This is a genomic window from Dethiosulfovibrio faecalis (genome assembly GCF_021568795.1).
In the GTDB taxonomy this organism is placed as follows: domain Bacteria; phylum Synergistota; class Synergistia; order Synergistales; family Dethiosulfovibrionaceae; genus Dethiosulfovibrio; species Dethiosulfovibrio faecalis.
The window spans coordinates 104,819-117,391 of the sequence record NZ_JAKGUE010000005.1 but is presented as its reverse complement, the minus strand read 5'-3'; the positions used below and the strand labels follow the sequence as shown (position 1 = coordinate 117,391).

The 12,573-nt window shown below is 56.9% G+C and carries 11 protein-coding genes; 5 read left to right on the top strand and 6 right to left on the bottom strand.

Going from position 1 to position 12,573, the window contains the following annotated elements; genetic code table 11:
• Nucleotides 1–2 precede the first annotated feature (2 nt).
• On the top strand, nt 3–1,553 hold the full coding sequence (locus L2W58_RS05975; RefSeq protein ID WP_236102406.1) for a S10 family peptidase: 1,551 nt from the start codon (nt 3–5) through the stop codon (nt 1,551–1,553).
• Nucleotides 1,554–1,575: 22 nt separating this feature from the next.
• Nucleotides 1,576–2,469, top strand: a complete 894-nt coding sequence (locus L2W58_RS05970) for an MBL fold metallo-hydrolase (RefSeq protein WP_236102404.1) — start codon at nt 1,576–1,578, stop codon at nt 2,467–2,469.
• 48 nt (nt 2,470–2,517) lie between these two features.
• Here L2W58_RS05970 and L2W58_RS05965 read toward each other — a convergent pair whose 3' ends face one another.
• The 4 genes from L2W58_RS05965 to L2W58_RS05950 all read right to left on the bottom strand — a co-directional run bounded on the left by L2W58_RS05965 (nt 2,518) and on the right by L2W58_RS05950 (nt 6,385).
• On the bottom strand, nt 2,518–3,066 hold the full coding sequence (locus L2W58_RS05965; protein ID WP_236102402.1) for a phosphoribosyltransferase family protein: 549 nt from the start codon (nt 3,064–3,066) through the stop codon (nt 2,518–2,520).
• 13 nt (nt 3,067–3,079) lie between these two features.
• The gene (locus tag L2W58_RS05960; protein WP_236102400.1) at nt 3,080–4,183 is read right to left on the bottom strand and encodes an NCS2 family permease; all 1,104 of its coding nucleotides are present in this window, start codon (nt 4,181–4,183) and stop codon (nt 3,080–3,082) included.
• Between the two features lie 68 nt (nt 4,184–4,251).
• Nucleotides 4,252–5,571, bottom strand: coding sequence for an SH3 domain-containing C40 family peptidase (locus L2W58_RS05955; RefSeq protein ID WP_236102398.1), 1,320 nt, complete (start codon nt 5,569–5,571; stop codon nt 4,252–4,254).
• 4 nt (nt 5,572–5,575) lie between these two features.
• Nucleotides 5,576–6,385: a ZIP family metal transporter gene (locus tag L2W58_RS05950; RefSeq protein ID WP_236102396.1), complete on the bottom strand. Its 810-nt coding sequence runs from the start codon at nt 6,383–6,385 to the stop codon at nt 5,576–5,578.
• A gap of 159 nt (nt 6,386–6,544) precedes the next feature.
• On the opposite strand from L2W58_RS05950, the gene rlmN reads away from it, so the two are divergent.
• On the top strand, nt 6,545–7,570 hold the full coding sequence (rlmN, locus tag L2W58_RS05945) for a dual-specificity RNA methyltransferase RlmN (protein ID WP_236102394.1): 1,026 nt from the start codon (nt 6,545–6,547) through the stop codon (nt 7,568–7,570).
• Nucleotide 7,571: 1 nt separating this feature from the next.
• The gene (locus tag L2W58_RS05940) at nt 7,572–8,159 is read left to right on the top strand and encodes a ribonuclease HI family protein (RefSeq protein ID WP_236102392.1); all 588 of its coding nucleotides are present in this window, start codon (nt 7,572–7,574) and stop codon (nt 8,157–8,159) included.
• Nucleotides 8,160–8,210: 51 nt separating this feature from the next.
• Here the strand turns inward: L2W58_RS05940 and L2W58_RS05935 are convergent, their stop codons facing one another.
• Entirely contained in the window at nt 8,211–8,360 is a 150-nt protein-coding gene (locus tag L2W58_RS05935; protein ID WP_236102390.1) for a hypothetical protein, read from the bottom strand.
• Nucleotides 8,361–8,498: 138 nt separating this feature from the next.
• Between L2W58_RS05935 and L2W58_RS05930 the strand changes: the two genes are divergently transcribed.
• Complete coding sequence (locus tag L2W58_RS05930; protein WP_236102389.1) at nt 8,499–10,616, top strand: PAS domain-containing sensor histidine kinase; 2,118 nt, start codon at nt 8,499–8,501, stop codon at nt 10,614–10,616.
• 21 nt (nt 10,617–10,637) lie between these two features.
• On the opposite strand, the gene L2W58_RS05925 is transcribed toward L2W58_RS05930, so the two are convergent.
• Nucleotides 10,638–12,572: a DUF2207 domain-containing protein gene (locus L2W58_RS05925; RefSeq protein ID WP_236102387.1), complete on the bottom strand. Its 1,935-nt coding sequence runs from the start codon at nt 12,570–12,572 to the stop codon at nt 10,638–10,640.
• Between the last annotated feature and the right edge of the window lies 1 nt (nt 12,573).

The following is a 12,573-nucleotide window of genomic DNA, read 5'->3' as shown; positions in this document are numbered from 1 at the left end:
AAATGAAAAAATCTTATCTGGCTCTGTTATTGGGGGCGTTTATATTAACTGCTTTGTCCTCCATAGGATGGGCTGAGACGGAAAAGGATGTAGTTGCCCCGGAGGAACAGCCTAGGTCTCAGGAGGTCGTTCCGGAAAAGGCGATCGTGCCTTTGGACGCCTCGGTCACCGACCACACCGTGACGGTGGCAGGCAAGAAGTTGAACTATCGGGCCAGGGCTGAGTTGATGCCGGTCTTCGACGATAAGGGCGAGGAGCTTGGCAGGGTCTTCTACGTGGCCTACTCCAGGACCAAGGTCTCCGGAAAGGACAGACCTGTGACCTTCGCCTTCAACGGAGGCCCCGGTTCTTCGTCTCTTTTTCTCCACATGGGGGCTTTCGGTCCCAAGGTGGTGAAGTCGTCTCCTAAAGGGATAGGCCTTCCAAGGCCGCCCTACGTCGTTCAGGACAACGGAGACACGATCCTGGAGGATACGGATCTGGTTTTCGTGGACCCCATAGGAACCGGCTTCAGCAGGGGGAGCGATCCCGAGTCGAACGAACGTTTTTGGGGAGTTTCCGAGGACGTAGCCTCGGTCGCCCAGTTCATAAGGATGTATCTGACCAGAGAGGGCCGTTGGGGATCGCCTATATATATCGCCGGGGAGAGCTACGGCGGCATCAGGGCCACCGGGCTGGCGTCGGCTCTGATGGACATGGGCATAATGCCTTCCGGTATCATTCTGGTGGCTCCGGTGGCGAGCTACGGCGACCTGGTGCCGGACAGCAGCAACGACAGGCCCTACATCCACGCCCTGCCCGCCATGGCGGCAGCGGCCTGGTATCACGGCAAGCTTCCGGAGGATCTTCAAAGCCTGCCTCTGGAGAAGGTCCTCTCCAAGGTCAGGGACTGGGCCTCCGGCGCCTATCTGAAGGCCCTATGGGCCGGCAACGGGTTGTCCGAGGAGGATTTCGATGCGGTGCTGGAGGGGCTGAACCGTTACACATCTCTTCCTGAGAGAGACATAAAAAGCCTGAATTTGAGGGTCCCCCCTGCAGTATTTCTATCCGGGCTTCTCCAGGATGATCGTCTCATGATCAGTCGCTACGATACGAGGCTCACCGGCCCGGGCGGCTGGTACGACTACGGAGAGGATCCCATGTTCACCCTGGTCGGTGCCCCTTACTACACGGCTTTCATGTCCTATCTCAGGGATGATCTCGATTTTTCCACAGATAGAGAATATCTGAGCGGCAACGACGAGGCCCTCTACCGCTGGAACTTCCAGTCCGGCTCGGAGGCATTCGTAGGGTACCCGAACACGGTGGATCTCCTGGCCAGCGCTATGAGACGGTGCGATTTTCTCAAGGTATTCGTGGCCATGGGAGCTTACGATATGACCTGTACCGCCGATTCCATCCTCTATACACTGGGACGTCTGGACGTTCCCGTGGAGAGGCTGAAGAAGAACGTCACGGTTAGGACCTACGACGGCGGCCACATGATGTACACCAATCCATCCGCCAAGGCGGTTCTTAAATCCGATCTGGACCGGTTCTTCGGGGGTAGATAGACATGAAGGGGATGGAGTCGCCATGGCGGATCTGAAATTGACACATCTCTTGGGAGATAGCTATGTCGTGGAGGGGCGCATAAAGCTGGGGCTCTGGGGACCTAAGGACGATACGGTTCTTCTGGATTCGGGCATGGACGAATCGTCCGGCAGGGCTTTGAGGCGCATGATCGAAAGGGAAGACCGGCACCTGAACTGGGTAGCCTGCACCCATTTTCACGCCGATCACGTCGGCGGATGTGCCTATCTGAAGAAGTCCACCGGATGTTCCGTGGCTATGCCGGCCTTCGAGAGTCCGTTTCTGGAGGAGACGATCTACGAGCCGTCGTTCCTGTGGGGGGCGTCGCCTTTCGGGGCTCTCAAGAACAAGTTTCTGATGGCCCCGGTGTGTCAGGTGGATCGACGGTTGCCTCAGTGTGGAGAGTGGGAGGAAACCGGCCTGAGACTGGTCTCGTTGGCGGGGCATTCCCCGGGGATGGTGGGCTACGTTACGCCGGACGAGGTCGCCTACGTGGGGGATTCGTTGTTCGACTCCGATATGGTGGAGGCTCACGGAATGCTTTACGTGGTGGACGTGGCGGAATGGCTCGTTACCCTCGATTTTCTGGAGAGGCTGGAGGCCCGGTGGTTCGTTCCCTGCCACGCTTCGACCGTGGAGGATCCCTCCAGGCTTATCTCCGTGACGAGACGGCATCTGCTGGATATATCCGACAGGGTCCTCTCCCTTTGCAGAACCCCGATGACCAGAGACGATCTGTTGGGAAAGTTGATGGAATGGCTGGACAAGAAGATGGATCCCCTGAGATACGTCTTGAACCTCGGGGCCCTTTCGGCTCATCTCAGCTATCTGATAGACCGTGGAGAGGTGGAACCTCTGGAGGACCGGGGGCGATTGCTCTGGAAAGCGGTGGATTGAAAAAAAAGGAGGGACCCGATCGTGGGTCCCTCCTGTCTATCGGTCGATCTATTTTCCCGTGGGGAATACCGGCAGAGTCTCCAAGAAGGTCACTCCTTCTCCGTCGTGACCTCCCTCCTCGAGCAGAGGCGCTGCCTGAGCCACCGTTATGGCTCCGGCCCTGTCGAGTATCTGTCTGGCCGATCGGAGAGACGCCCCTGTGGACACCACGTCGTCCACCAGACACACCTTTCTCCCTCTTATCTTGGCCACGTCCGATCCGTCCATGACGAGGGTCTGTTCTTCTGTGGTGGTTATCGATCTCACCGTCTCGACCAGAGGCTCCACCATGTAGCCCTTCACCGATTTCCTTATGACGACGTAGTTAAGCTTCATGATCCTGGCCATGGCGTGGGTCAGGGGAATCGCCTTCGCCTCGGGGCAGACCAGTGCGTCCAGGGATGTATCGCCCAGCTTTTCGGTCAGCTTCTCGGCGCATCGTTCCACCAGTTCCGTATCTCCCATCATCACGAAAGACGCTATGGACAGGTTCTTCGAGATCGCTACCTTGGGCAGTCGCCTGACCAGTCCCGCCAGGTGTAGTTCGTAAAAGTCCATCGAATCCACCCTCCTATATCCCGAAGGCCAGTCTTACCGCCACTCCCGCCAGCAATCCGAAGAAGGGATTCCATCTGGCCGAGGCGAACACGGTAGCTCCGATCACCATTCCCCAGGGGGTCATGCCGAAGGGGCCCTGGAAATCCGGAACCAGAGATACCGCTGCGGCCATGTTGGTGGAGAAGGTCACGAACACCCCCAGCACCAGCAGAAAGCCGGCGATGGACGAGCGGTGCACGTACCGTCCTATGGTGGGCAGCAGCTTGAACAGCAGCAGGGCGGCCATTATGGCCATCATCATGACAGACGATCTAACCGGGTTCGGAGCAGTGGCGGTTCCGGATATGATGGACTCCACCGGAGCCCCTCCGAACAGGGTGGAGGCCATGTCGGCGAGGCTGGAGTAGATGGCCAGGTGATCTATGTCGGTGCCGACCCCTGCTATGCTGCCGGTTATCTTTCCGAAGGAGATGTTGGCCCCTATGTTGAGGCAGGCCATGGCCAGGGCTCCGTAGAGTATCCTGGGATGGCGCCATATATCCCACTTGACCATGCCGAAGCGGAACTTCTCGTTTGCCCCGTCTATCACGTGAACGTCCAGGTCCATCCCCCTGCATCTCAGCAGGTAGTTGTACAGAAGCGTCGAGGCCAGGACTGACACGATGATTGTCCTGGCTAAATCTTTGGTCAGGAACCACACCACGAGGGCCACGGCTACCGAGGCCGAACCGGACCAGCGTTCCGACGAGAAGAGGTCTATGGCCACGTTGGCCAACATCAGGCCCACCCCGGCCATCATGGAGTTGACCACCACAGGGCCTATCGCCGAGACTATCTTTTCGTTCATGCCCAGCATAGACGGGATCAGCAGGAACAAGGCTCCCCAGAAGACCATGCTGAGCCTTTCGGACAGATCCTTCCCCATGGTGCCTGCCAGGGTGATGGTCTCGGCCTGGAACGATATGGTGGCTACCGAGTTGAAGTAAAGGGACCCGGCTATTCCCACCCCGAAGGCCAACGCCGTCGGTAGGGCGGCGAAGCCGAACATGAGGGCCAACAGCCCCTGAGGTATTCCGTTGACTACCACCGCAAGAGCGGCGAGTAAATCGGTGAACATAGTTGTGAGCAACTCCCTCCAAAAACGATATGGCTTACTTTATATCTTCTTGGAGATAAAATGTCAACTTATGTTTCGGGGAGCCATGGAATCGTCAATCTGTCGATTCGGTCCAGTATCAGTTTGCCCGGGGCGTGGTCCGGAAGGTCCTCTCCCAGGTCCAGTGTGGATATCACGGTTTTGCCCACTATATAGCGTCCCTCACGGCCTTTTCTCTCGGTCCTTATTCCCCACATGTCGTGAAGTATCAAGGGTTTTCCCCTGTAGGTTCCCACGTAGAGCATTATGTGTCCCGGCTGGCCTATCAGGGAGAAAAACGGTACTCCCTCTCTCGAGATCGTATCTATCTTCTCCTGCCGAGATAGTCCATCCAGGGATATGACCTTGCCCTCCTTGGCCTGAGCACTTGAGTTTCTGGGCAGCCAGATGCCTAGAGGCAGCATAAGGTCTCTGGTGGTGGCGCTGCAATCCCGGTTTTTCAGAAAGCCTCCCCAGCCGTAGATCTCGTTCATCAACTGCTCCGCCAGGGCCGCCGCACTCCAGGCGGTAGGGCTTAGTGGTGTCGGGGACACGGAGGTCATCGGCGCCCTCAGCTCGACGGACGAGGCTATCCCGTCCGGTCCTGTCATGGGAATCTCCACCGTGACGGTGGTCGCCCCTCTGGATTTCATAGGCAGCAGAGTCCCTATCTTGGCCTTGAAGAGCGACCTACCGCGATGTGCCAGAACGACGTCTTCTCTCACTACCGCAGCCAGCTCCATGGATCTCCATCGCGTCGCCATTTCGTCGTTCACCGTCGCCAGGTCGGCCATGTCCACCCATCCCGAGGCGTAGGACGTGTCGCACCATCCCCAAAGTCCGTCTTCGGAGAGGTGAGACAGGTAGAGAGGCTCTCCTCCGTGGACCAGGCTGTTCTGTAGGTAGTCGAAGGGGTACCCCTCTCCCGGCAGGTCGGGAGACAGAAAGGCGGGTGATCCCGTAGGGAACAGTCTCAAGGAGGTCTCCCTCAAGGAGATGGCCTTCGTCCCCAGCTCTCCGACCGAGTCGACCCGGCATGACTCGGCCATCCTCTTTTTCCATTCGTCGGTGCGAGGGGAGAGGTTTTCGCCGTATATCCCGTCTCTACAGTAACGGTCCAGAGCCCATTGTATAACCTCTTTGGCCTCTCTCGGCTCGTCCTGGTCCCAGGGAGAGTAAAAACGCGTTTTGAGCTTTTCGTACTGTCTTTGCTGAATTTCTTTGGGTATTATCGGTCGGTCCGTCTGGGATACGGCGTGATATATGGGCGACTGTGGTATCCCCTCTATGCCTCCGAGTCCCCAGGCGGGGAGCTGGAGACACAGAAGGGCCATAGCCACAGCGGTCGATCGAACGGTTTTTAACCTCATCCTGCTAGCCCAAAGCCACGTCGAGGATCATCATAACGGTGAACCCCAGCATGACTCCCATCGTTGCGAGGTCGCCGTTTCCGCTCTGTTGAGATTCCGGAATGACCTCCTCTACCACAACGAATATCATGGCTCCGGCGGCGAAGGCCAAAGCGTAGGGAAGGATCGGCCTGGATATCCCCACTATGGCGGCTCCGATCACCCCTGCGATGGGCTCGACCACGCCGGATAGCTGGCCGTACATGAAGCTTTTCCCCTGAGAAAGCCCCTCCCTTCTGAGAGGCAGGGATACCGCCATGCCCTCGGGAAAGTTCTGTATCCCTATTCCCAGCGCCAGGGCCACTGCCCCGGCCAGGCTTGCCGACGGCAGACCGTAGGCCACGGCTCCGAAGCCTACTCCAACCGCGAGCCCTTCCGGTATGTTGTGCAGGGTTATGGCCAGTACCAGCAGGGTGGTTCTCTTCCATCTGGTATGTACGCCCTCGGCCTCGCTGGTGGGAAGTCCCAGGTGGAGGTGGGGCAGATATCGGTCCACCAGCCTCAGGGCGCCGCCTCCGGCCAGAAAGCCTATGGCTGCCGGAAGCCAGCCGGGAATCCCCATCTCCTCGGACATCTCTATGGCCGGAGCCAGAAGGGACCAGTAGCTGGCTGCTATCATCACTCCAGCCGCGAAGCCCAGCATGACGTCCAGGGTCTTTTGCCCCGGTTCCTTGCTTACGTACACCATCCCGGATCCGGCGGCGGTCATTCCCCAGGTGAAGAGGGTCCCTATAAGCGCCTGAAGTACCGGATGCAGCAGAACGAAGCTTTCCATATCGTAAAGGTCACCTCTCTTTTCATCGTAAATCTATCCCACTATTCATAGCATGCCGGTAGGGTTTTTGCAACGGGATCGTTTTTTTATCGCTATCTTTTGTCCATGTAGGTTACAATGGGGAGGCATACAGAGGTTTATTTTTTGAGGAGGAACACCATGTCGGATATGACCTACGGTCTAGAGTTCAATTACGATGAGTGGCGGAATTTCGTCGACGAGACGGGAGAGCCGTCTTACAGAGCGGATCAGCTCTGTCAATGGATATACGGGAAAAAGGTTTTCGATATACACAGAATGACGAACCTCTCCAAGGAACTTCGTTCGAAGCTGGAGGGGCATCTGTACGTTCAGCCGCCCTTCGCCGTGGATGTCCAGAAATCTTCGGACGGAACGGTAAAGTTTCTGTGGCGTTTTCTCGACGGTCAGGAGGTGGAGTCGGTCCTGATGGACCACGGCAACCACCATACCGCCTGTCTCTCCACCCAGGTAGGATGCCCTCTCCGGTGCGATTTCTGCGCTACCGGAAGACAGGGTTTCGTTCGGAACCTCACCGTGGGAGAGATAGTGGGGCATTTCCTGGCGATGGAATCCTGGCTGGGGCAGGACATAAAGAACATAGTCTTCATGGGAATGGGAGAGCCTTTGCTCAACTGGGAGAACGTAAAGAAGGCCATCGAAATCCTTAACCATCCCAAGATGAGGGGAATGGGGATCAGGAGGATAACCATATCGACCTCAGGGGTAGTTCCGGGCATTCTGGCCTTGGCCGATTCGGGGCTCGACGTTAGACTCTCCTTTTCTCTGCACGCTCCGAACGACGAAATTCGCTCGAAGCTCATGCCGGTCAACGAGCGTTACCCTCTGGGGCAGGTGATAGAGGCCCTTCAGGAGTTCCAGAAAAAGACCGGCAACAGGATCACCGTGGAGTACGTCCTGCTCAAGAGGATCAACGACGAGCCCTCCATGGCCTACGAGATCGCGGCTCTTCTGTCCGATCTGGATGTTTACATAAACCTGATCCCCTACAACCCGGTGGTGGACCGTTACGGCAGACCCTCGGCCAGCCGGATAAACCCCTTTATGGCGACCTTGAGAGAATTGGGGCTGGAGGTCGAGCTGAGGAAGGAAAAGGGAACGGATATAGACGCCGCCTGCGGACAGCTCAGAGGCAAGAGAGGCTGAGATGGTCTGGAAGGCCCATTTCGACGGCGGTTCTCGAGGCAACCCCGGCGTAGCCGGAGCGGGGGCGGCCCTGTACGACGACGGAGGACGTCTCGTATGGAAGGGGGCAGAGCCCCTGGGAGAGAGGACCAACAACGAGGCGGAATATATGGCGGCCATCTTGGCCCTTAAAGAGGTGCTTCGTCGTGGCTTGAGCGAGATAGAGCTCTGCGGGGACAGCAAGCTGGTGATCAACCAGCTCTCGGGAGCCTGGAAGATAAAGGAACCGAGGCTGGGCGTTCTGGCCGAGGAGTTCAACGCATTGGCTAAGGGCCTGTCGGTGAGGTTCCGCTGGGTTCCCAGGAAGGATAACTCCGAGGCGGACCGCATGGCCAACCTCGCCATGGACGGCCTGGCTCCCTCGGACGACCTGTTCTCCGGGAAGGACGAGATTCCTCGGCAGGCGGTGGTGGAGATAGTCGTCTTCTCCGACGGAGATGGACGGTATTTCGTAGATCTGCCTCGTCTTCGGTGCAGCTGCGAGGAGTTCGCCTCCAGAGGCGACTGTGTTCACCTTAAAATCTGTAGAGACGCGGGGTTCGCGCCCTGAAAAAAGGACGGGACCTTTAAAGGCCCCGTCCTGCGTTTATGTTTTTACGGATCAGTGAACCGAAACGGTGTTTTCCTGGACGACTCTTCGGAGATACCAGTTCCCCTCGCTGTCCTTGTCCCACAGAGAAGACGTCGATTCGATCTCGGTTACCGAGCTCATCAGGGGATACCAGTTCCCGCAGTCGTCCTTGTTCCACATGGTCCGTTCCTCCTTAGTATAGTTTATTTTGGTGTCGTTCTTGAAGTTGAGTTTATGATATACCTCGGCCGTGAACCTGTCAACCCTTATTCATAAAAAATATTGGATTGAACTTTTGTAAAAAAAGGAGGTCTCCAGATGGTGCTGCCTTTCCCCCAAGGCGAGATGTGTCTTTCCATACTGGATTCGGTACTCTACGGGCTGTTGGTCTACGATGGCGACGGGGTATCGTTCGCCAATAGAAAGGCCGTCAGCATCCTCGGCTACGAGGATCAGGAAGCCATAGTCGGTCGTCCCCTGATCGACCTTATACATCCCGACGACAGGGCCGTTATCCGGGATAGGATCCCCAACGCCGCCACCAGGCATATAGTGGTGGGGGAGGAGAGGCTCCTTAGAAAGGACGGATCTTCGGCTCCGGTGGACATAGAGATATTTCCGATGAAACCGGATGGGGCGGGAGGAACCCTTATGTTCCTGAGGGACATCTCCATGAGAAAGAGGGCGGAGGAGTCTCATTGGGAGAGCGAGAAGAAATACTGGCAGCTTTTCAACTCCATGGGCGACGGTGCTTTCATAAGCGGTACCATTCGCTCGAGCATGCCGAATAGGATATCGGAGGTAAACGACGGTTTTTGCCGTATGTTGGGTTTCTCCATGGAGGAGCTGGTCGGTCGTCCTGTTATAGATATGGTGGATTCCAGCTCCAGGGACGAGGCGGAGGGTATGTTCGACAGGCTCCTGGACGAAGGGGAGCTGCTGCTTACTCTGAATCTGTTGAGAAAGGACGGCCGGATCTTTCCGGCGGAGTTATCGGCCAGGGTCATCCCCCTGTGGGATTACCCCGTCGTGATGACGGTCGTTAGGGATCTTTCGGATAAAGTCAGGGCCTCCAGCAGGGTGCGATTTGCCGAGAAAAGATACGAATCGCTGTTCGATAATCTGGTGGACGCCATGTCCCTCAACGAGATAATGACGGACGAAGAGGGCAAGCCGTGGAACTACAGGCTGCTGGAGGTCAATCGGGCCTACGAGAAGCTGACCGGTAAAGAAAAGAAGGAACTCGTGGGAAAAACCGCCTTGGAGCTGTTTCCCGGCGAGGATTTTCTTCTTTTCGATCTGTATCATTCGGTAGCCGCCTCGGGAGAGTCTAAGAGGTTCGTCCATTCCTCTATCGAAAAGGGAACGGTCTGGGACATGGTGGTGTTCTCGCCGGAAGAGGGGCAGTTCGCCCTTTTGATCAGGGATGTTACGGAGGAGAGACGGCTGGAGAGGCTTATCCGACAGACGGAGAAGCTCCGTTCTCTGGGAGAGCTCACCGGTGGGATCGCCAACGATTTCGTTGCCTATTTTCAGGCCGTCTCCGGCTACGGCGAGACCCTTCGAGAGGATTCCAGCGATCCCTCGGCCAGGATCATAGGGAGCAGGATTCTCGACGTTTCCGAACGGGCCTTGTCGCTCATAAGGAAGCTTCTGGCGTTTTCCAAAAAGGGAGACGTGGATTTCTGCCCGGTGGACGTACACGATGTTTTATTGAAGCTGCAAGGCCTTTTTTCCCACGGATTTGAAGATGGCCCCAAGGTCAAGCTGTATCTGAAGGCCCCTATCGGTCGAGTGCTGGGCGACGAGGGGCAGCTGTACAATGCGTTCATGAATTTGATTTTGAACGCCAAGGAGGCCGATCCCGAAGGCGACGTCGTCACAGTCTACACCGGTTTTGCCCGTCTGGACGAGGAAAGCTGCGCGGAACTGTTGGGAGATCCCTCACCGGGCGATTTCATCCGCATATCGGTGGAGGATCACGGTTCGGGAATTCGCAGAAGCGATCTCTCCAGGATAATGGAGCCTTTCTTCTCCACCAAGATGAACTCGATCGGTATGGGATTGCCGGAGGTCTTCGGTATAGTTCGGTCCCACGGTGGAGGTTTTTCCATGGAGACGGAGGAAAGAAAGGGAACCATAGTTTCTATGTATTTGCCTCTCTTCAAGGAGGAATACTGTGGTAGCGATCTCAAGAGGGCCGAGTCGGGGTTGGAGGATTCCGGTCGGAAGGGGGAACCGAAGGTACCCCATATGGTCTACTCTCTCGAGGAATCCCTTGCGGGACATCGACCGAGAGAGTCCAGGTTGGCTCTCGAGGAGATGGTCGATCGAGGTGATCTGTCCCAGGAGGATGCAGAGATGATAGGCGTGATGATAGAGGAATATCGCTTCGAGGAAGCTTTGAGGTTTTTGAACGAAGAGTGCGGGGAGTGATCCCCGCACTCTCTCTTTCGTCTACCAGCCGCCTCCTCCGCCGCCGCCTCCGCCTCCTCCGGCAGAGCCGCCTCCGCCTCCCCCGGAAAAGGCGGAATCCGACCCCGGGGCGGTAGAGGCCGAGGAGATCGCGTCCGAGAAGGAGGACCCCAGAGAGGACGCGAAATCTCCCATGCCTGCCGCATACAGAGGGGCGGATCCTACGTACCACGTCGGGTTATATCCGCCGTCGCCCGAATCGACGGAGGAGAGCACCGATGCGAACTTCTCTCCCCATTTTTGCTCCAGTCCCAGAGCCAGGGCGTAGGGCAGGTATCTCTCGAACAGCTCGGGGGTTTTCTCCGGAGGGTTGAGGAGGTTGAGGCGATCTTCCTCCGCGACCTTAATGTACATGGAGAATCCCTCTATCTCGTCCATCAGGATTCTGCCCGCTTTGGTAGGTGCTCTCAGTATGGGAATGAAGAACACCGGTATGAAGGCTATTATCGGCATGGTCATGGCGCATATGGGCGATAGTATGTAGAAAGCCAGAGATATGGTCATCAGCATAAAGAAAAGCGTCAGAAGCAATCCCAGCGTTTTTATCAGGATCTTGAAGAATGCCTTGAAACCGGAGTTCTCCCTCCACGTCTTCCGCAGGTTCCTGATCAGCCCCATGACCATGAAGCCCATGACCAACGTGGCCACGGTCGTGCCCAGTCCGAAGAAGATCTCTTCGTCTCCTCTTCCGAACAGGAAGAACGACGGAACCAGGATGGCCGCCATGATCAACGTCCCTATTATTCCGTAGCCGAGGTTGTTATCGTAGAGCCTTCCGTATTCGGCGTTAAGGCTGTCCGAAAGGGCTTCCTTCGCCGCCCCCAGGGTCTCGTGATTTTCCTGTTTCAGAAGGATGCTCTCCCTGCTGCCCAGTAGGGTGTCGAACAGCCTTTTCTCCTCCGGAGGAAGGGCTCCCTTTCGCCTGTCTTCAGGGGTCTTCGTTATCTTGTACTTTTTGAAGAACCCCTCCTCCTCGGATATCACCAGATACCCCTTTACGGCCAGGGATATTATGGCGGAGGAGAAGGACCTGCCGTCGAAACCCATTATGGACAGCTGCCTCACCGCTGCGGGAGACATTCCCTCGGGAGGCAGGAACCTCGGAACGATGATGCCCTTCTTAGGGTCTTTGCCGACCTTCAGCCAGGCCCAGAAGAAGTAGATCAGACCGATCAGGGTGGTCCCCCCGAACGCCAGGTCCAGACCGTGATCGGTCATGAAATAGGCGTTTTTTGCGGGAGGAGCTACGATTCCCTTAGGCCAGGACAGAGCTATGGTAAGCCCCTCTCCCGGAGCTAAGGGTCTGGTGATGGTGAAGGATGCCTCGCCTCCCTCCGCCTTCATTACGGCGTGTCTGTCCTTCGAGCCCTGAATTCCGGTCCAGGCTCCGGTCTGGAGTATCCTGGCTCCTTCCGGGAGGTTTACCGTGCAGGATGCCTTTTCGATGGGGAACATCCAGCCGTTTCCCGTGACGTTCCAGTATAGCTCGTCGTATTCCTCGTAAAAGCCTATCTGACGGGCGGTGGTGTAAGAGATGGTGTAGCGGTGCTCCCCCCTGGACAGAATGTGATCCGGGTTTCCTATCCTCACCCTGACTCCGTTGGACAGCCCCTCGGTGCTCCACTTCTCGGGTCTTCCGTCTCTCGTCACCTCGCTAACCTCGAAGGGGACCGTCACGGTTTCTCCTTCTGGTCTCTCGTAGACGGTGGGGAAATCCCTGAATATACCCCTTTTTATGTCCCGGCCTTCCGCCATGACCGATATGGTCTCCGTCACCTTAACGGTTCCGTCTATCTCGACGGATACGTCGCTTCGGAAGTCGGATATGACCTCCGTCGCCTCTACGGGCAGAGCGCAGAGGAGCAGCCCCAGAAGAAAAAGGGCGACCGCTTTCGCCGGCCTTATATTTGACCTCATG